The sequence below is a fragment of the Nocardia sp. NPDC003183 genome, assembly GCF_053590715.1.
This window is the reverse complement of record NZ_JBSFTG010000001.1, coordinates 687,834-708,193: the sequence shown is the minus strand read 5'-3', so window position 1 is coordinate 708,193 and position 20,360 is coordinate 687,834. Positions and strand designations below refer to the sequence as shown.

At 66.8% G+C, this 20,360-nt stretch carries 11 protein-coding genes; 5 read left to right on the top strand and 6 right to left on the bottom strand.

What is annotated here, in order from left to right:
- The first annotated feature begins 95 nt into the window (after positions 1 to 95).
- Positions 96 to 7,259: an amino acid adenylation domain-containing protein gene (locus ACWDXS_RS03150; RefSeq protein ID WP_449961421.1), complete on the top strand. Its 7,164-nt coding sequence runs from the start codon at positions 96 to 98 to the stop codon at positions 7,257 to 7,259.
- Between the two features lie 35 nt (positions 7,260 to 7,294).
- A complete protein-coding gene (locus tag ACWDXS_RS03145; protein WP_449961418.1) occupies positions 7,295 to 9,784 on the top strand; it encodes an FAD-dependent monooxygenase in 2,490 nt (829 codons plus the stop codon).
- Between the two features lie 86 nt (positions 9,785 to 9,870).
- Here ACWDXS_RS03145 and ACWDXS_RS03140 read toward each other — a convergent pair whose 3' ends face one another.
- A complete protein-coding gene (locus tag ACWDXS_RS03140; RefSeq protein ID WP_449961414.1) occupies positions 9,871 to 10,737 on the bottom strand; it encodes an alpha/beta fold hydrolase in 867 nt (288 codons plus the stop codon).
- Positions 10,738 to 10,784: 47 nt separating this feature from the next.
- Positions 10,785 to 12,254, bottom strand: a complete 1,470-nt coding sequence (locus ACWDXS_RS03135) for a long-chain-fatty-acid--CoA ligase (RefSeq protein ID WP_449961411.1) — start codon at positions 12,252 to 12,254, stop codon at positions 10,785 to 10,787.
- 140 nt (positions 12,255 to 12,394) lie between these two features.
- Here ACWDXS_RS03135 and ACWDXS_RS03130 point away from each other — a divergent pair, with 140 nt between their 5' ends.
- The gene (locus tag ACWDXS_RS03130) at positions 12,395 to 13,600 is read left to right on the top strand and encodes a PucR family transcriptional regulator (RefSeq protein ID WP_449961408.1); all 1,206 of its coding nucleotides are present in this window, start codon (positions 12,395 to 12,397) and stop codon (positions 13,598 to 13,600) included.
- A gap of 93 nt (positions 13,601 to 13,693) precedes the next feature.
- On the opposite strand, the gene ACWDXS_RS03125 is transcribed toward ACWDXS_RS03130, so the two are convergent.
- Complete coding sequence (locus tag ACWDXS_RS03125) at positions 13,694 to 14,257, bottom strand: TetR/AcrR family transcriptional regulator (protein ID WP_449961406.1); 564 nt, start codon at positions 14,255 to 14,257, stop codon at positions 13,694 to 13,696.
- 103 nt (positions 14,258 to 14,360) lie between these two features.
- Between ACWDXS_RS03125 and ACWDXS_RS03120 the strand changes: the two genes are divergently transcribed.
- Positions 14,361 to 15,341 (top strand): zinc-dependent alcohol dehydrogenase family protein, encoded by a 981-nt coding sequence (locus ACWDXS_RS03120; protein ID WP_449961404.1) that lies wholly within the window; start codon positions 14,361 to 14,363, stop codon positions 15,339 to 15,341.
- An 83-nt stretch (positions 15,342 to 15,424) separates the two neighbouring features.
- Here ACWDXS_RS03120 and ACWDXS_RS03115 read toward each other — a convergent pair whose 3' ends face one another.
- From ACWDXS_RS03115 to ACWDXS_RS03105, 3 genes are all read right to left on the bottom strand, one after another.
- A complete protein-coding gene (locus ACWDXS_RS03115; protein ID WP_449961401.1) occupies positions 15,425 to 16,219 on the bottom strand; it encodes an SAM-dependent methyltransferase in 795 nt (264 codons plus the stop codon).
- A 602-nt stretch (positions 16,220 to 16,821) separates the two neighbouring features.
- Positions 16,822 to 17,157, bottom strand: coding sequence for a YnfA family protein (locus ACWDXS_RS03110; RefSeq protein WP_449961399.1), 336 nt, complete (start codon positions 17,155 to 17,157; stop codon positions 16,822 to 16,824).
- A gap of 668 nt (positions 17,158 to 17,825) precedes the next feature.
- On the bottom strand, positions 17,826 to 18,665 hold the full coding sequence (locus ACWDXS_RS03105; RefSeq protein WP_449961396.1) for a S8 family serine peptidase: 840 nt from the start codon (positions 18,663 to 18,665) through the stop codon (positions 17,826 to 17,828).
- Positions 18,666 to 18,865: 200 nt separating this feature from the next.
- Between ACWDXS_RS03105 and ACWDXS_RS03100 the strand changes: the two genes are divergently transcribed.
- Positions 18,866 to 19,960 carry a hypothetical protein gene (locus ACWDXS_RS03100; protein WP_449961394.1) on the top strand — a complete coding sequence of 365 codons (1,095 nt, stop codon included), beginning with the start codon at positions 18,866 to 18,868 and terminating at the stop codon, positions 19,958 to 19,960.
- Positions 19,961 to 20,360 lie beyond the last annotated feature (400 nt).

The following is a 20,360-nucleotide window of genomic DNA, read 5'->3' as shown; positions in this document are numbered from 1 at the left end:
ATCAGCCGGGCGAAGACCGCCACCGGACGGAATTCGGATCGCTGCAGCGCCGCGCGATCGAGCACATTTCAGCTCTTCACCTCAGGGGTATATCCATGTCCGTTTCCATGCGCCATCCACTGACTGCCTATCAGCGCGACATCTGGACGATCGTGGAACATTTTCCCGGTCTGCCCAGCTACCTCTCCAACGTGGTCGGCCGCTTCTCCCTCGCCGTCGACGTCGACGTGATGGTCGCCGCGATCGAGCGGACCTGGGCGCGCAACGACGGTCTGCGGCTGCGGTACCGCGTCCTCGACGGTGTTCCCTACCAGGAGCTCTCGTCCGACCCGATGCCGGAGGTCCAGGTCATCGACGTCGGTGCTGCCCCCGATCCACATGCCGAGGCGCAGCGCCGGATCGAGGTGCTCACCGGTTCGGCGATCGACCTCACCGGGGCGGTGCCCTTCCGGGCGCACATCATCCGCGTCGGCGCGGAGGCCTCCTACCTGGTCTTGACCACCCACCACGTCGCCGCCGACGCGACCGGGCTGTTCCATATCGGCGCTCAGATCCTCACCGACTACGCCACGACGATGACCGGGAATCCGATCGAGCTACCGGGATCGTCGTTTCTGGGATGCCTGCCGTTCGAACGTGATTATCGGGCAAGCGATCAGTACCTGCTCGACCGCGACGCTCTGGTCGCCGCGCTGACCACCAGCACCCCCGCACTGTTCGACCGGCCCCGCGCCACCGAGGGGCTGGCACCGGTCACGGCGTACGAGTTCACGCTGGATCGCTTGCTGGTCAACCGGATTCGCGAATCAGGGCTGTCGCTGTACCCGTATTTCTGTGCGATGCTCGGCCTCTACCTGTCGCGTGTCCTGCGCACCGACGAGGTCGCCATCGGTATCCCGTTCGGTAATCGCGCCAACCCCACCGAGCAGGCCACGATCGGTCACTTCGCCAACACGCTGCCACTGTCCATCCGGACAGCGGGCCCTCGCACCGTGCGCGAATTGGTGTCCGCGGTAAAAGCCGATGTGCGCCGCATGAAGCAGCACGAGCGTTATCCGCTCGGCGATCTCATGGGTGAGCTGCGCCGCCTCGGCAACCCGGCGAGACAGCTGTTCGACGTGACGGTCGCCTACCCGCGCCTGCCCTCGGCCGCGGGCTTGATCGACGGACTCGAGGAAGTGCAGCAACCCTCCCAGGGGTACAGCCCGCTGGCGATGGCCTGGACGATCTCGGAGATCGATGACAACGGGCCGCTGCTGATCCGCCTCGATCACGCCGCCGACATCTTCGATGCCGACTACCCGATCGAGTCCGTCGCCGAGCATCTGATCGCGTTGCTGCACGCCGGGATCGACGCTGTCGACACCGATCCGTCGCTGCTGCCGATGTTGTCGGCGGCCGAGCACGACCTGCTGGTCGACCGCGCTCGCGCGACGGCGCGCCCCTACGAGGACCAGACCACCATCATCGCCCGCATCATGGCTCAGGCCGAGCGCACGCCGGACGCGGTCGCGGTCCACACCGCGACCGCCGACTCGATCACCTACCGCGGGCTCACCGACCGTGCCGCCGCCCTGTCCGGTGTGCTCCGCGATTCCGGGGTCGAGGCCGGCGATCTGGTCGCGGTGCTGCTCGAACGCGGTCCGGACATGCTCGTCGCGATCCTGGGCGCTGTGCACGCCGGAGCCGCATATGTCCCGATCGACCCCGGCTATCCTGCCGACCGCATCGCCTACCTGCTGGCCGACAGTGCCGCCAAGGTGGTGCTGACCGACACCGAGATGTCCGGCGGGCTCGTGCTGTCGCCAGAGAACTGGTCGACGGACACCCCGGCGCGGACTCCGGCCCCGACCGGCACCGACCCGGCCTACGTGATCTACACATCCGGCTCCACCGGTCGTCCCAAAGGTGTGGTGGTCGAGCACCATTCGGTGCTCAACCGGATCGGCTGGATGCAGCGGCAGTATCCGCTGGGCCCCACCGATGTGATCCTGCAGAAGACGCCGTCCTCGTTCGACGTGTCGGTGTGGGAGCTGTTCTGGTGGGCGCTCGAGGGTGCCCAGGTGGCGCTGCTGCGGCCGGGCGGTGAGAAGGATCCCCGTGAACTGCTCGCCGCCGTCGCCGACTTCGGTGTCACGGTCATGCATTTCGTGCCGTCGATGCTGACGCCCTTCCTGGATCTGCTCGAGTCCGACCCGACCGCGGTGGACGAGGCCGCCGGTCTGCGGACGGTGTTCTGCAGTGGTGAGGCGCTGCTCCCCCATCAGGTCAACCGGTGGAATCAGACTTTCGCCGGGCTCGGTGCCCGCGCGCCACGCCTGGTCAACCTGTACGGCCCGACCGAGGCCACCGTGGACGTGTCCTATCACGACTGCCCGGTCGACCCGGCCCGAACGGTGACCCGCGTACCGATCGGCCGACCGATCGACAACACCCGCCTGTACGTGCTCGGCCCGTCCGACCAGCCTCAACCGGTCGGCGTCGCGGGCGAATTGTGCATTGCCGGAGCCGGTCTGGCGCGCGGCTACCGCGATCGCCCGGAATTGACGGCGGAGAAATTCGTCGCCGACCCGTTCCACCCGGGCGAGCGGATGTATCGCACCGGCGATCTGGCTCGCCGCCTCGCCGACGGTGAACTTGAGTACCTGGGACGCATCGACCGGCAGGTGAAGATCCGGGGCAACCGGGTCGAGCTGGGCGAGGTCGAGAACGCACTGGCCGCACTGCCCGGCATCACCGCCGCCACGGTCATCGACCGGGCCGCCCCCGACCGCGCCACCTATCTGGCCGCCTACTGCGTGGCGGCATCCGCACCGGAGCCCGCAGCACTGCGTGCTGCCTTGTCGAAGACACTGCCGGAGTTCATGATTCCGTCGCTGTTCGTTCGCGTCGACGCGATCCCGCTGACCCCGAGCGGCAAGGCCGACCGCGCCGCGCTCGCGGCGATCACCGCCGAGAACTCGACCGTCGAGCACACCGCACCCCGCACACCGGTCGAGGAACAGTTGGCGCTCATCTGGCGCGAGGTGCTCGACCGCGAGTCGGTATCGGTGTTCGACAATTTCTACGACCTCGGTGGCGACTCGATTCTGCTGCTGCGTGTGCGAGCCAGGGCCGAGGCCAGGGGGCTGGTGATCAGCGCTCGTGACATCGCCGAATGCCCCACCATCGCCGAACTGGCCGAGCGGGCGGGCACCGGTGCTGTCGTCGCGACCGCTCTCGCCCCGTTCGAGCTGGTGGCCGGGATCGACCGAGCCCGCCTACGGCATGTGGTGGACGCGTACCCGTTGACCAGGTTGCAGCTGGGCATGCTGTTCCACAGCCGCGAACGTGCCGAATCTTCGCTCTACCACGATGTCTTCCGGTATTCGCTGCGGATGCCGTGGGACGAGGCAGCACTGCGTGCCGCGACGTCGCGATCGGTCGCCCGGCATCCGATGCTGCGCACCTCCTTCGAGCTCGCCGGCTACTCCGAGCCGCTGCAACTCGTGCACGCCTACCTCGATCCCCCGTTGACGATCGTCGACCTGCGCGCGACCGAAACCGACCAGGCCGAGGCATTGATCCGTGACCATGTCGAGCAACGACGCCTGCGCCCGTACGTCTTCGACCAGCCAGGCCTGTTCGATCTCACGGTGTACCGGCTCGCCGACCGGATCGAGCTGGTGCTGGCGTTCCACCACGCCATCCTCGACGGCTGGAGTGTGGCGACGCTGATCTCGGAGCTGCTGGCGGACTATCGGGGCGCGGGCGAGTTCCCCGCCGAGCTTCCGTCCTTCGCCGAATATGTTCGTGCCGAGCGTGATTCGCTCGACGATCCGGCCGATCGGGAGTACTGGGCACGGGAGTTGGACGGTGCGGACACGATCGGTGTCCCCGGACTGCGCCCCCATGTCCCCGTGGATGCGACACCGACCGCGGGCCCGGCGCAGGCGCGTGTTTCGGTACCGGTTGCGGTCGGCGCCGATTTGCTGGCACGCGCCGACGAAGTGGCCGCCGCCGCGCATATCCCGGTCAAGGCAGTCCTGCTGGCCGCGCACCTGTGCACCGTCGGCCTGTTGTCCGGTCGCACGGATGTGACCACCGGCGTCGTCACCCATGGGCGGCCCGAGCGCATCGATGCCGAGCGCACGGCCGGACTGTTCCTGAACACGATGCCACTGCGGTTGAACTTCAGCGGCCGCAGTGGGCGTGAGGTGCTCACCGGTGTCTTCGAGCGCGAGCGCAACAGTGCACAGCACAAGCGGTTCCCGCTCACCGACATCCAGCGCGAAGTAGGCGTGGTCGTCGACACCGCGTTCAACTATGTCCACTTCCATGCCGCGGGCGCGGCCATGGACGCGCTGGACGTGACTTTGCTCGGCATCGACATTCGCGAGGACACCAACTTCGCGCTGCTGGTGAACGTGATCCGCAACCCGCTCGACGGAACGCTGGCACTGCGCGTCGACGGCGATCCCGCGACCTACACCCGCGACCAGCTGGTCGGCATCGGTGAAACCTACCTGCGGGTCCTCGACCTGCTCACCGGCGATCCCTCGGCCACGGTGGACTTCGGCTCGCTGGCTCCCTCCCCGGAGACGCTGGTCGCCGCACCTGCCTCTGGCACGGTGATCGACCTCTTCGATGCCCGCGCGGCCCGCACACCCGATGCAATTGCCGTCGAATTCGGCAGTCGGGCAATGACATACGCGGAGTTGCTCACCCTATCCAATCGGGTCGCGGCAACACTGGTGGCGCGCGGGGCACGCCGGGGCGACCGCATCGCGGTGGCCGTAGACCGATCACCCGAGCAGATCGCGACAGTTCTGGGAATCGCCAAGGCGGGCGCGGCCTGCGTGCCGCTCGATGTCAGCTATCCGACCTCGCGCCTGCACGCGATGCTGGACCAGGCACAGCCGTTCGCGGTGATCACCGGCGCCGGCCACGAGACTCTGGTGCCACCCCGGTATTCGCGACTCACCCTCGACGAACTGCTCGCTCCCGGAAGTATTGCCGAACTGCCGGCGAGCGATCCCGAGGCCACCGCGTACGTGTTGTTCACGTCGGGCTCCACCGGGACGCCGAAGGGTGTGGCCATGCCGCATCGCGCGCTGGCCAATCTGATCCGCTGGCAGCTGTCGACCGCCAGCGGGACACTCCCCGGTGTCGAACGGGCCCCGGCGACCACGCAATTCGCCCCCTTGTCGTTCGATGTGTCATTCCAGGAGATCTATTCGACGCTGTGCGGTGGGGGTCGCCTCATCGTGCTGAGCGAGGAGCAGCGCCGCGATCTACCTGCCCTGGCCCGCGTACTCACGAGCACCGGCACCGAACGGATCTTCCTGCCCTATGTGGCCTTGCAGCAACTGGCCGAGGCCGCGATCCGGCTCGGCACGGCACCGAGCGGGCTGCGGGTGATCATCTCCTCCGGCGAGCAACTCCGCGTCACCGACGAGATCCGGGCGCTGTGCGCGGCAGGGACCGAAGTGCTGCTGGAGAACCAGTACGGCCCCACCGAAACCCATGTCGCCACCCGATACACGATGACCGGCGACCCGGCGCTGTTCCCGGTGCTGCCACCGATCGGCACCGCCATCGACGGCGTGGAGATCCTCGTCCTCGACGACCGGCTGCGCCCGGTTCCCGACCACGTGCCCGGCGAGATCTACCTCGGCGGTGCCGCCCTCGCCGACGGCTACGAGCACCGGCCCGATCTCACCGAGGCCGCCTTCGTTCCGCACCCGTTCGCACCGCCGCGCCGGCTGTACCGGACCGGCGATATCGGTCGCCGGCTGCCCGGCGGCGAGGTGATCAGTGACGGTCGCCGCGGTGGGCAGGTCAAGATCCGCGGTCACCGGGTGGAACCGAGGGAAGTCGAGCTGGCGCTGCACCGTGTCACCGCGGAGCTGCCCGGCGTCAGCGAAGTCGCCGTGGTGGCGCACACCACCGTCGCAGGGGCCTCCAGCGCCCACACCGTACTGGTGGCGTTCCTGGTCGGCTCCCGTGCCGGTGCCGACGAGGCGGAGATCGCCGCCGCACTGCGGGAATGGTTGCCGGACTACATGATTCCCAGTCGGCTGGTCTGGCTCGACGCGATGCCACTGACTCCGAGCGGCAAGCGGGCCGACGCGGTCCTGGCCGCAATGGCACTGCCCGCCGCCACCTCGGCGGGCCGGGTTCGCCCGCGCACGCCCGCGGAATCAGGGCTGGCGGCGCTGATGGCCGAAGCACTCGGCCTGCCCGAAATCGGCGTGCACGACGACTTCTTCGCTCTCGGCGGTACTTCCCTGACCGCGATGCGCCTGATCGTGTCCATCGAACAGCGCTACGGGGTGTCGCTGCCGGTCTCCACCCTGGCTACCGGCCCCACAGTCGCCGCCCTGGCCGCGCAGCTCGACGAACGTGTTGAGGCGGGTGTCGATCCGCTGGTGCTCCTGCGACCGGGTACCGGGACACCGCTGTTCCTCGTGCACCCGATCGGCGGAAATGTGCTCTGCTACATCGAATTGAGCAAACACCTACCCGATGGGCTGCCGCTGTACGGCCTGCAGGCCGCGGGTCTCGAGACGGGCAGCACCCCGGCCGAATCCATCGCGGAGATGGCGAGCAACTACATCGCGGCACTGCGCCGCGTCCAACCGGCGGGGCCCTATCATCTGGGCGGCTGGTCACTGGGCGGGATGGTCGCCTTCGAAATGGCGCGCCAACTGTCCGAGGCCGGTCACGAGGTGGGCACCCTGGCGCTGATCGACACCATGACGGTGCGCCACGGCGACGGCATGCCGGTGCCCGAACACGCGCTCTACGAGTTCTTCCTGTGGGAACTGCTGTGGCTGGCGCGCGGCGCCGCCACCGCGGTGATCGAGATCCCGCAGGAGCTCGACACCGACGATGCGGTCTTCGACTTCATCCTCGACACCGCCGTCGAAGCGGGCGTGCTGCCGCCGACCGGATCCCGTGCGCTGGTCCGGCGGTTGTTCGAGGTGTTCGTGGCGGGGTGGCGCGCGATCGACGCCTACCGGCCGCAGGCCTATGACGGCGACATCACCCTGTTGCGCGCCGCGCTGCCGCTGCCGCAGGTGCTTCGTCCCGCCCATGATCGGGCGGGCACACTGCACCGAGACCCGACCAACGGCTGGGATGCCTACGCGGCAGGACATCTCGAGGTCGTCGAGGTACCGGGTGACCATCTGACGTTGATCCAGTCCCCGCACGTCGCCGAGGTGGCCGCCCGACTGGCTCGATTGCTCGAACAAGCGGCAGCGACCGCATCATGACTCTGACGAATCCCGCGACACAGCAAGGAAATCCAGTGAACTCACCCGTGAAGTCGGCACTAGTGGTCGGCGCAGGCATCGGCGGTCTCACCGCCGCCGCGGCCCTGCGCCGGGCCGGAATCGATGTCGTGCTGTGCGAGCGCGGCCCGGAACTGCGCGCGGCCGGATTCGGTCTGTCGGTGCAGTCGAACGCGATGAACGCCCTGCGCACCCTCGATCTCGGCATCGACGAGGAACTGCTCCGAGCGGGCGCACAGGCGCGATCGTTCACCTTTCGCCGGCCCGGCGGTTCGGACATGCGACGCATCGACGTGTCCGGCATCGACGCCGAATTGGGCGCTCCCGCGGTCGCACTCGCCCGCAAAGACCTCCACGACGTGCTGCTGGCAGCCTGCGGCGACGACCTGCGGGTAGAGCTCGGCGCCGAGGCGGTCGCGTTCACCGAGACCGCCGACGCGGTGCAGGTCGAGTTCACCGACGGCCGCACCCTGAGCGCCGATGTGCTGATCGGCGCGGACGGAATCAACTCCGCGATCCGCGCCCAGCTGCACGGCGCCGAGGCTCCGCGGCCGGGCAAGTTCGTGTGCTGGCTGGCGCTGGTGCCGTTCGCGCACCCAGCGATCGAGCCCGGCGCCTCGATCCACTACTGGGGCAGGGGCATGCGCTTCGGCATCCACGACATCGGACACGGCAATGTCTACTGGTGGGCCACCCTGACCACCACCGCCGAGCAGGCCGCGGACTGGCCGCACGGCAAAGACGATCTGCTCGCCAGATTCACGGGTTGGGCGCCCGAGATCACCGAGATCATCACCGCCACACCGGAATCGGACATTCTCGCACTGCCCGCTCAGGACCGCCCGCCGCTGACCGCGTGGGGCAGCGGCCGGGTGACCCTGCTCGGCGACGCCGCCCACCCGATGCTGCCCAGCCTGGGGCAGGGCGCGAACTCGGCGATCGAGGACGCGGTGGTGCTCGCGCACGCGCTGGCCACCCACGACGACGCTGGGGCCGGACTGCGGGTCTACGAACAGCGGCGGATTCCGCGCACCACGATGCTCGTCGACGGATCCCGCAAGCTGGGCCGCCTCGAACAGACCCGCAATCGTGCGCTGATCGTCGTTCGCGACGGCTTCATCGTCAAGAGCGCCGAAGCGAAACTGCAGGCCAGTCTCGCCGAACCGATGACGTGGCCCGGGCTGGGCGACCTCGAGCCGGTCGCCGCGCTGCCGCGGCCGTTGTCCACGCTGGAACGCTGGCACTGGACCGTGGATCAGGTGGCGCCGCTGCACATCGTCTCGCGAGTGCGCGTCACCGGCGACCTCGACGCCGATACGGTCCGTGCCGGTCTGGCCGCGCTGACTCGGCGGCATCCGATGCTGCATGCCGAAGTGCGCAGCGATGACGGCCGCAATCCACGCTTCGTCCCGGTCGCGATTCAGTCGATTCCGTTGCGCGAGGTGATATCCGAGGACTGGATCGCCGAGGTCGACGCCGAGTTGCGGACACGATTCGAAGCAGAGGCACCGCTGCTGCGCGCCACCTTGATCACCGTCGGACCGGACGTCCACGACCTCGTGCTGACCTCCACCTACACCATCGCCGACGCGGTGACCGTGCTGTCGTTCGCCCGGCAGGTGCTCGAGCTCGCCGCCGAAACCGGCGGCTGGGTTGCCGAAGTGCCCGCGCCACCCGCGCCGGAAGCGTTGTTCCCCCGGCCTTTCCAAGGCTGGCGAGGCAAGCGCAAGGCCATCGCCCGGCTGGCGGCCGACGGGGTGCGCGATCTGCGGGTCAAGCCGGTGCGAGTCAGCGCGGGCACCGAAGTTGCACCTGCGCAGCGTTTCACCAAGCTGACGCGGCGAGTGGTGGACGGGACCCAGTACCAGGCACTCCTCGACGCCTGCGCCACACGCGACGTACCACTGTCGGGTCTGGTCGCCGCCGCACTCGCGCGCGCCGCCGGAAACGACGCCGATGCACCGCGAGCCCACTTCCCGGTCGGTGTCTCGGTGCTGTTCCGCGAGCAGCTCGAGCGACCGCTCGACGCCACCCACACCGGCGCTTACCAGGCGATGATCGCCCTTCCCACACCGGCGGGACAACCGCTGTGGCAGACGGCCACCGACTTCGCCACCGACTTCGCGAGTCGTATCGAACAGCGCCAGCACCTGGCAAACCTGGGTGGAATCGGATTCATGCTGCCCAAGACACCGGCACAACCGGACAAGGTGGTCGGCCTGCTGGACGCCCGCGGGCCGGGCAATCTGTGCCTGACCTTCGTCGACACTCGCGACTTCCCTGCCCGTATCGGCAACTGGGAGGTCTCCGGCGCCGAAGTCGTCTCCGGCATGTCGATCAGTGGTCTGATGATGCTGACCGTCGGTCACGGCACCGACGCGTTGTCGCTGAATCTCGGCTACATCGACGGACTCCTGTCGCCCGAACGCGCCGACGCGTTGATCGACACCGTCGTCGACGCTCTGCTCAGCGTGGTTCCCGCACCGGAAGTCGCTGCTGCGCACTGAGTTCCGCCCCCGACCGACCACGACGGCACTTCGGTATCGATCTCGACATCGAAGTGCCGTGGTCGTTCGGATCGACGCGCCGGCACCTAGATCGCCGGAACGCGGTCCCGCGAGATCCACGCGATGAGTTCGTTCTCCACCTCGTCGCGATTGATCTCGTTGAGGATTTCGTGGCGGGCGTTCGGGTACACGCGGTAGGTGATGTCGCTGAGCCCCGCGTCGCGGTAACGCCGCACCTGCAGATCACTCAGTCGCGCACCGTCATTGAGCGGGTCACTGCCGCCGACCATGACATACAGCGGCAGGTCGGTCCGGATGCCGCGGGGCCGGGCGAGCCGTTCGTTGCCCAGCTTCGCCAGCGATGCCATATTCACCGCATCGATCTCGAACCCGCACCACGGGTGGGCCAGGTAGGCGTCGACCTGGGCCTCGTCGCGGCTGAGCCAGTCGGCGGGCGTGCGGGTCGGCTGGAACTCCCGGTTGAACAGGGCGAGCAGGTCGCCGTCGGCGGCGGCGATCTCGACGAACAGTTCATCCACCGCGGTGGTACCGCACAGGACCGCGGCATCGACCAGCGCATCGTGATCGAGCAGGTACTGCTGGACCGCGAACGAGCCGAGGCTGTGCCCGAACAACACCACGCGCCGATCGGAATGGAGCTCGCGCAGGATCGTGGTGAGCGCCGCCATGTCCTCGACGAGCAGATTCCAGCCGTTGTCGCCGAGGTCACCGGGTGCACCGGGTGCACCGGCCATGCTGTGTCCGTGTCCGCGATGGTCGGCTGCGTAGACGGCGTAGCCGAGCGCCACGAGACGTTCGGCGAGATGGCTGTAGCGCGCGGCATGTTCTCCCATGCCGTGCGCGATCTGGACCACGCCGGTGACGTCGTCGCCGGCGGGCAGCCAGGACCGGACGTGGATGGTGGTGCCGTCACTGCTGGGGTAGCTGAACATGGATCACTCCTGTGTGATGTGCGGACAGTGTTGTGCGACAGCGGCTTTCACGGACCGGTGATGGCGCGTTTGAGGATCTTGCCGGTCGGCCCGGTCGGCAGGGCGTCGAGTAGCCACACCTGCCGCGGGTATTTGTAGGCCGCGACCCGATCCCGGACGAATTCCTGGATCTGCTCGCCGGTCGTGGTCGCGCCGACGCGCAGGGCGACGGCGGCCACGATCTCCTCGCCCAGATGCGCGTCGGCGATCCCGATGACCGCGGCCTGGGTGATCTCGGGATGCTCGTAGAGCACCTCTTCGATCTCGCGCGGATACACATTGTAGCCGCCGCGGATGATCATGTCCTTCTTGCGGTCGACGATGTAGAGGTAGCCGTCTTCGTCGCGACGGGCGAGGTCACCGGTGCGAAACCAGCCGTCGGGGATCGCCGTGGCGGTGTCGGCGGGTCGGCGCCAGTACCCCAGCATCACGTTGGGGCCGCGCACCACGATCTCGCCGATTCCGTCGATGCTGTCGACGAGTTCGACCTCGACGTCGCGGATCGGCGTACCGATCGAGCCTGGTTTGCGTGGCTGTCCCGCATGGTTGAACGCGACCACCGGACTGGTCTCCGACAACCCGTATCCTTCGAGAATCACACAGCTGAAACGCTGTTCGAAGCCGTGCAACAGCTCCACCGGCAGCGAGGCGCCGCCGGAGACGCAGCGGCGCAAGGTCGAGACATCGGCCTCGGCGGCGCCGGAGTCGTGCAGCAGCGCCGAATACATCGTCGGCACACCGGCGAACACCGTCACACCATCGCGCGCGATCGCCTCGAAGACCGCCGCGGGTTCGAAGCGCGGCACCAGGGTCAGGCAGGCGCCGCTGCGGATCGCCGCGTTCATCGCGCAGGTCTGGCCGAAGGTGTGGAACAGCGGCAGGCAGCCGAGGATCACGTCGTCGGTGCCGATATCGAGCACGGTCGTGGAATAGACGTCGGCGTTGTGGACCAACCCGGAATGCGACAGCGCGGCGCCTTTGGGCGTGCCGGTGGTGCCGGAGGTATAGAGGATCACGGCCGGTTCCTCGGCGGTGATCGAGCGATCGTCGCGGCGGGGGTCGTGCCCGGCGAGCAGTTCGGCCAGGAGGTCGGCGTCGATGGTGAGCGCCGTGGTCCCGGCTTCCTGCGCGCCATGCGGACCTTCACCCGGCCCGTCGACCCAGTCGAACAACAGCGCCGCCATTGAATCCCGCAGGTAATAGGCAACTTCGCGCGATTTGAGCAACGGGTTCATCGGCACGACCACCGCGCCGGATCGCAGGATGCCGTAGTACAGCACGACGAATTCCGGCACGTTCGGCAGCATCAGCGCCACCCGATCCCCTGGCTCGATCCCACGCTCGCGCAGAAAGGCAACGACCCGAGCAGTGCGCTCCTCGAGTTTCTCGTAGGTCAGCACGGTCGTACCCGAGCGCAGCGCAGGCCGGTTCGGGTGGCACAGCGCGGAGTGGAGCAGGTTCTCGCTCAGAGCGGGCATCGGCAGATCCTCGGGGACGAAAGCGGTCGACAACGCAAAAATCGTCGCACCGCTGTGACCGCGATCCCATGGATCGCCGGACAACATCGCCGCGAAAGCATTGTCCGCGGGAACAACCACACCCCCGGTAAGCTGCGGAAATGGTCCGAACATCGCCACCGAGCCCGATCGTCGACGTCGCCGCGGCACTGCTCGCGCGCATCGACGATCTCGGACTACAGCTGGCCCGGCGATTCGTCGACGAACTCGAGACCTACCGCAACGAGAACCAGGTTCCGTTCGACACAATCCGCACCTCCTGCACCCGCAATCTGACGCTGATGGTGCAGCACTTCACCACCGCCGAACCGGTGGATCCCGAGCCGCCGAAGGAAACCGGCAGGCTGCGCGCCCAGCAGGGTGTGCCGCTGGCCGAGACCCTGCACGCCTTCCGGATCGGCTTCGAATTCCTGTGGTCGGAACTGGTCGCCGAAGCCAGACGGCATCCGGCGGTCACCGACGCCGTCCTCGTCGATCTGGCGGCCGAGGTCTGGGCGCTGGCAGGCGAGTACTCCGTCGCCGTCGCGGCCGCCTACCGGGAGATGAGCTCAGAACTCGTGCTGCAACGCGAGCACGAGCGGTCGGTGCTGGTCGAGGCGTTGTTCACCGGCGTCATCGCCGACCCGGCCACCCTCGGCGAGGCCACGCGCGTTCTCGGGCTGCCGCCGCGGGGACGCTACGTGGTGGTCGCCGCGGAGGTCAGCGCCGCGGGCCGGGAGGCGCTGCCCGGCATCGAAACCGAGTTGCGCCGTGCGCAGATCATCTCCGCTTGGCGACTCCGCCCGGATCAGCAGATCGGCGTTCTCGCGCTCCCGGCGAATCAGGAGTCCACCACGCTGGCCACGCTGCGCAAATTTCGAGCACGCGTCGGCATGAGCCCGCCCTACGAGTCACTCACCGACACCCCGCAGGCGCTGCATTTCGCCCGGCTCGCGGTGGTCGGCCTCGGCGATCACACCTCCGGCGTCGCCCGATTCGACGACAATCCGCTGGGCATGGTCGTCGCCGCCGCGCCACTGGAGGCTGCGCGCATGGTCGACCTGCGCCTACACGAGGTGCTCGCCCTCCCCCACGACGACCGCCACCGCCTCCTGGAAACCCTCGAAACCTGGTTCGCCGCAGGCGGTTCCGCGGCCACCACCGGCGAACGGCTCTACCTGCACGCGAACACAGTGCGCTACCGCCTCCGCCACATCGAGAAACTCACCGGCCGCTCCCTCACCGACCCCGCCGCAGTACGCGATCTCGGTGCGGCACTACAGGCTTGGAAGGTACTGGCCACAGTGCGCGCGGATCAACGCCTGTAACCTGAGGTCCCGGAGTTCGCCCTTACCCGTGCTGGCGATCCATTCCAACCTTCGCACCACCTGCTGTCCTGCCGCACAAGGGGTTGGCGAGGGTTACGGTCGGCGTTCGAGGGCGCTCAGGAAGCTTTCGGCAGCATCCTGGACCCGGTTCCGGTCGCCGGTAGTGAGTAGGTCGAGCAGCAGTCCGCGAATCGTCGCGATCACCAATGTGGCTGCGCGAGAGGCGGTCTCGGGGTCAACGTCGGGGGCCTTGCGCAATGAGGTCATCCAATCGGTGACGACGTGGTCGAGGAAGTCCGCGAACTGCTGGGGGGCTTGCAGGGCGCGGCCGTAGGCGGCGAAGAACAGCCGGAACTCCGCCTGCATGCGTGGGTCGGAGGTTCGCGTCCAGACCGCGCGTGCTGCCGTCGCCAGGTCGGGATGCGGACCCGCCGCATCACTGGTGGCGGCGAACATGCGCCGCCGTAACCGCTCGAGGACGACCTGGAGCATCTGCTCCTTGGTGCCGAAGTGGTGCACCAGCGTGGTCGGCGAGACGCCGAGGCCGGCGGCGACGGGCCGCCACGACAGCTCGGAGAGCCCGTGCTCGACCATGTAATCCACTACCGCGTCGAGCAATTCGTCCCTGCGCTGATAGTCGACCGGACGTCCTGCCATCACTTGCCTCCGGATCCACCACGATTGACATTCCTAGAACGACTGTACTATCTATATTCATAGTACGACTGTACGAGAAATAGATGAGCGGTCAGGAGCCCCCATGTCACGAGTCGTCGTCTTCGATGAGACCGGCACCCCCGAAGTCCTGCAGATCGTCGACGAACCGGTCGGCGACCCCGGCCCCGACGAGGTGCGAATCAAGGTCGAAGCCGTCGGTATCAATCGACTCGACCAGATGATCCGCGCGGGCATGTCACCGCGACCGATCCGCCTGCCACACGCCCGCCTCGGCATCGAAGCGACCGGCACGATCGACGCCCTCGGCTCGGGAGTCGCCGGATGGGCCACCGGCGATGCGGTCATCGCCACGGCCGTGCCCGACATGGACACCAACGGCACCTACGCCGAACACCTCGTCCTCCCCGCCGACCGGGTCGTCGCCAGGCCCGCCGGCCTGGACGCCATCAGCGCAGCAGCATTGTGGGTGGCGTACTCCACCGCCTACGGCGCGCTCGTCGAAAAGGCCGGGATGCAACCCGGCGACCATGTCCTGATCACCGCAGCCTCCAGCGGTGTGGGCCTGGCCGCCGTCCAGATCGCCAACCAGATCGGCGCCATCCCCCTGGCCGTCACCCGGAGCGCCGCAAAAGAACGCACCCTGCTGGCTGCCGGTGCCGTCGCCGTCATCGTCACCGACCGCGACGATGTCGTCGAGGCCACACACCGACACACCAACGGCGTCGGCGCCGACATCGTGTTGGACTCGGTCATGGGTCCCGGCCTGGCCGAACTCGCCGATGCGGCCAAGCGATTCAGCGGCAGGCTGATCACCGTCGGCTGGCTGGATCCCCGGCCGGCACCGTATCCGGCCAGCCCCATCACCATGATCCGGTACATGAGCTTCGAGCACACCCTCGACTCGGCTGCCGTGCACCGCATCACCGCATTCCTGACCGCCGGCATCCGCACCGGCGCCCTGCGCCCCATCATCGACACCGTGTTCGCCCTCGACGACATCGTCGCCGCCCACCGCTACCTGGAACAGGGCCACCACACCGGCAAAATCGTTGTCACCATTTGACGCCGACGCCGCCCGGGCGTCCTCGCGCCTACTGTCGTCCCGATCTCGTTGGGCGCGAGGCAGAGACGGTGAACGCGGTGCGGTCATCGGTGGCGTCGGCCCACTGCAGCGTAAGCACTCAGATCCGACGCCGCGCGGTGTCGCGGCGTGGTGGAGAGTGCGGGTACCCCGCTGCTGGGTATGGGTCGCCACCGGTGTGGGGCGATCAGGCCGGGTGTGACGAGTCGGTACCCGGTGAGCATGGCCGTGATCTCGTCGCGCCCGCGTGCGTGGTAGGCGATGCCCGCACTGCGGAAAGTGTCAGTGGCTGAGTGGATCTGGTGAGTGTGGATGTCGTCGGTGATGTGGGTGAACACCATCCATGTCCCGGAAGCAAGGCGGTCGGTCAACGCCGTGACCATCGTGGGAGCGTCACTGATCAGTTCCGCGGTCCCCGACACAAACACCGCGATCGGCCTGGCTGTGTCCATCACGGCAATGATGTCGCCGAGGACCGCCGAAGTGTCGGTCAGATCGGTATCGGTAAAGAAGCGGTTCGGTCCGGTCAGCAGGGCACGGCCGTAGGCGGCGACAACGGGGTCGTTATCGATGTAGAGGATTCGGGTGAGGTCGTCGTTCCGGTCTCCCGCGATTTCGTGGATGTTCGGGGCGTGCGGGTAGCCGCAGCCCAGTTCGACGAACTGGGAAACCTCGTGCTGGTCGATCAGGTACTCGACCGCGCGCAGGATGAAGCGGCGTGATTCGGTGATCGCGGGCGTGATCTTGTTCGCCGCCAGGCTGGTGGCCAGCGCGTGGTCAGGCGCGTAGTGGTCCTTCCCACCCAGGATCGCGTTGTGCAGGCGGGCGGGGGTGGGCCGGTACGGGTCGGCGGTGGTCATTGCGGGCTCCTGCCGCTTGGGCATCGCAAGTTGTGCCTGTTGTTGCGGTGCAACAGAATTGGATGAGCTAGCTAGCGAGGCCATTGGGGATAGGTCATCGCGGCGCTGCTTCCGCGTCGTAGGTCATCAGCACGAGTCGACTCCTGTCGAGTTGTTGCACCGTTGGAGTTCGTCGACGCCTTCGGCGTGGGGCCCTTCAATGACTTAGACGCCGCAAAGGTGAATTCGGTTCCCTTGCAACGAATATCGGTCTAGCTCGGCTCCTCCGGCGTTGGGCCGCCGGTCGACTTGGTGGCATTCAGGTGGTTTGGAAGCGCATGAGGCAAGGCCGAGGTGCGGCGACATCGCCAGGCCGGAAGGTCAGGGCAGCAGGGTTAGGCGAGCACCGCGAAATTGTTGCGGGAGAGCCGCTCCTACTGCTGAATAGCCTCACGGATCCGATCGGCCAGCACCTGGTTGCCAGCGGCGATGAACTTGCGGCACGTACTCATTGCCTTGTTGATTTCAGGCAGGCTGTACCCCGACGGTTTCCCCGGACCTACCCAGCAAATCTGTCCATCTACCGATTGCGCCGACGATGTGTCTTGCTACTGAGAAGCCGATCAAGCGGCGCGGGGCGCGTACATGATGATCGCGACACCGACCAGGCAGATCACCGCGCCGACTACGTCCCACCGATCGGGACGGAAGCCGTCCAGCGCCATCCCCCACAACAGTGATCCGGCGACGAACACGCCACCATAGGCTGCGAAGATGCGTCCGAAGTTGGCGTCGGGCTGCAACGTTGCGACGAAACCGTAGATCCCCAGGGCGATGACTCCGGCGCCGATCCATGCCCAGCCACGATGCTCACGCACGCCCTGCCAGACCAGCCAAGCCCCGCCGATCTCGGCGATTGCAGCAAAGACGAACAGTATGATCGAGCGCACCACGGTCATGGGCAGAGCCTAGATATCCGGTTCAGGATGCTGTGATCGTGGTGGCGTACCTGTAGACCGAGCCCGAACACGACGACCGTCCTCGTGATCGATTCAGTAGCCACAGCCGCTGTCTCCTGTACTCGATTTGCGGTTCAGATCGTCTAAAGGGACTGGGCAGGTGGGGCTTTCGCTACATACGAGCAGGTCATCAAAGCCTGCGGCAAGGGCGGCGCGCAATGTGTTACGTACCGCGGTCAGCTTGGCGAGCTTCGCGTCGATGTCAGCTGATTTCTAGGTGGCGCGGGCCTGTAGCCCAGCGACGCCGCTTTGCCGAACTGGGTTGCCGCGAGCGATCGGCGACTTCATCGAGGGGTTAACCCGAGGCGCCGGGCGACCTTGATCACGTGCAACACCGTGACGGTCTGCTCGGAGTACAGCCGATGAACGCCCTAGGAGCGGGCCCGGCGCGTAGACGACGTTCGAGCAGCCAGTCGAAGAAATCTCGCTCTGGTTGCCGGGGCTTTCTAGTCTGAACTCGTCGATGATGTTGAGGAATCGCACCTGCCGCCCGTCGATGGTGACAACGACCTGGAGTCCACGCCCACATCTGATCCGGGAACGACTCGTTCACACGCCGGTTTCGGCCTGCTCGATGGGGCGCTTGTTACGCACCCGCCTCGGCCACTTCAATCCCTAACTGATTTCCGCCGACTCGCCAAGTACTCGATCGCAGCAGTCCGACCGTATTCGGTCATCAAAGTAGTCGCGAGCCCTCCCGCGAGTACACACGCGACCGAGGTCCCGCTGCGGGTTCGCAGCAACCGTCCGCGGACAGGTGCGCGGACCCGGTCGCCGCGCACGAACAGGTCCACCCGCGGTTCGCTCACACAACCAGGTAGCAGCGCACCAGTCGCGGTGCATGCCCCGACTGCCAGGCATCGTGGGTCACTCGCCGGGAAGAGGATCGGCCCTGCTGCCGAGTTGCCCGCTGCCGCGATCACCGCGATCCCGGCGTGCGTCGCTGCCCGCAGCGCGGCGGTCAGTCCGGCATGAGCGTCGGGCTGGCCCAGCGGGATCACGATCACGTCTGCACCCGAAGACGTCAGCCATCGAATGGCGGTGGCGACATCATCGGGCCGGATGACGCCGTCCGCTGACGCGGTGCAGGCAACGTTCAGGCGCGCACGTGGCACGGTTCCGCGCAGTCGAAATATGCCCTGTCCGACCAACAGCGATGCGGAGAAGGCCCCGTGTTCGCGGAACCACAGTGGGGCGGTCCGTCCGCCACCGAACCAGCGGACGGTGATGCCGGCGCCGTCCAGGTCGGCAACCGACTGATCGAAGCCGCCTTCGATCAGTCCGATCGTGAGGCGCGTCTCCCGTTCCTCGGCCATCGAGCTCGGCCACCACACGACGCGCGGATCGTGCGCGGCGGCTATCCGCGGCCGCAGATAGTCGACCGCATCGATGACGGCCGTGCGCTCGCGCTCCACCGTCGACCGCGAGTTGTCGTTGATTCCGCACATCCGGGGCACTTCCTTCGATCTACCCACGGGCTACTGACTGCAGCCGTTCATCACCTTCCACAGCAGCATGTGTCGCGAACGCGCCGACCGCATCCGGGCTACCACGGTGCCCTTTTCGGTGTCAGCACCGAAGTGCGCCAAAGAATTCATACATAGTGTCGAGTTCTCATCGAAGTGATGAAACACGAAAGGAAATCGACATGGCCATCAACAGCATCGATTCGCAGCTCGGCGATATCATCGATCCGAAACTGCGCAAAATTGGCGAGCGCGTGGTTCGCCAGCTCGAACTGGCGGCAGATAAAGTCGCCGCACACGCTGCCGACGCAGCGCGGTTCCCGCTGCCCACTCAACGAGATTCCGCCGAGAATATTTTGGCGAGCTGGTTCGACACCATGCCCGAAAAGAAGCGGGCCGCCGCCGGAGTCGCCGCTATCCAGCGGGTGCATACCACCGCGATCCGCACGGCGCATCTCGGGGAACTGGCCGGGGTCGATCTGCAGACACGGACTCCGATCGCCTCGCAAGGCTCCGCTTTCGCCATCCCCAACCTGAAGTTCTCCGCCGCGGACCTTGCGAAACTGCAAAATCCGGCGTTCCTCGGCACATTGCGCGGGATGATCCCCCAGCATGCACCCGCTCGAGCGACACGGTCGGATAGCCTCCTGCTGCGAGTGACCCAGATCCGCTGCGCCAACGAGACCAACAGCCCGTTCGGCGGTCACATCGGCGAAGACGACATGTGGCTCGGTGGTACATCCGTCGATGAAAGCGGTGACACGAAAACCATCAAGCCGATCAAACTCGGGAGTTTCAACAATAAGGAAATCAAGCACTACAATCCCCCGCGAACCTTCACGAATTTCGATATCACCGAGCGCGGAAATTCCTTCCCCAAGGCCTATCTCGTAACACTCGTGCTAGTCGAACGAGACAATGGTAAGGCTATGCAAACATTTCTGGATCGGGTCACGAAGGAGATCAAGAAGCAGGTTCAGGACGCTCTGGTCAAGGTGGGTACGACCATCGGAGGGCCGTTCGGGTTGGTGGTCGGAACCATTTCCGCCTGGGTATTCGGTGAGCTGATCGACTACATTTCCTCGGGATGGCGGGACACTGTATTCCGGCCCCTCACTGTCACTGCCCACATCGGCTCGTACGACAGCGTATGGGTCAGCTCCGGCCGCAAGGACAGCACGGATCGAATGCTGGAGACCAAGGCGCCACAGGCGCGGTATCAGCTCTGGTACGACTGGTTGCTGTACAACTCGACAGCCGGGTTAGGAATCATCTAATGCCGCGTCAGGCGACCTTGGTTGGGTAATTTTACCGCCGGATCTTCGCACCGACAGCGAAGTTTCGGGTCGGGCGGGCGTGCTGGTTGTGCCAGCGAATGTTGCCGCCGATCGCCGTATCCTGCACGACAGGGCTGCGGCGATCGGTGCCGTTGAGCGCGAAGCAACGGAACGCCGCGAACTCGCCCGTCTTCGCTGGTCTGCCCCGTTCTATCTTCGGTGCGAAGCGTCCACCCCCTTCTCGTCGAAGTCGTGGATCACTTCTGCACCTACGCTTCCGACATCTAGCCGACCCGCCTCAGCCTCCGACCATGTGCACGCCGCCGAGCGCCCGTGGCCGGTCTGACGGCGCAACAATGTCTGATCAAGGTGGGGACAACATTCACCTCGCCCTTTCGAG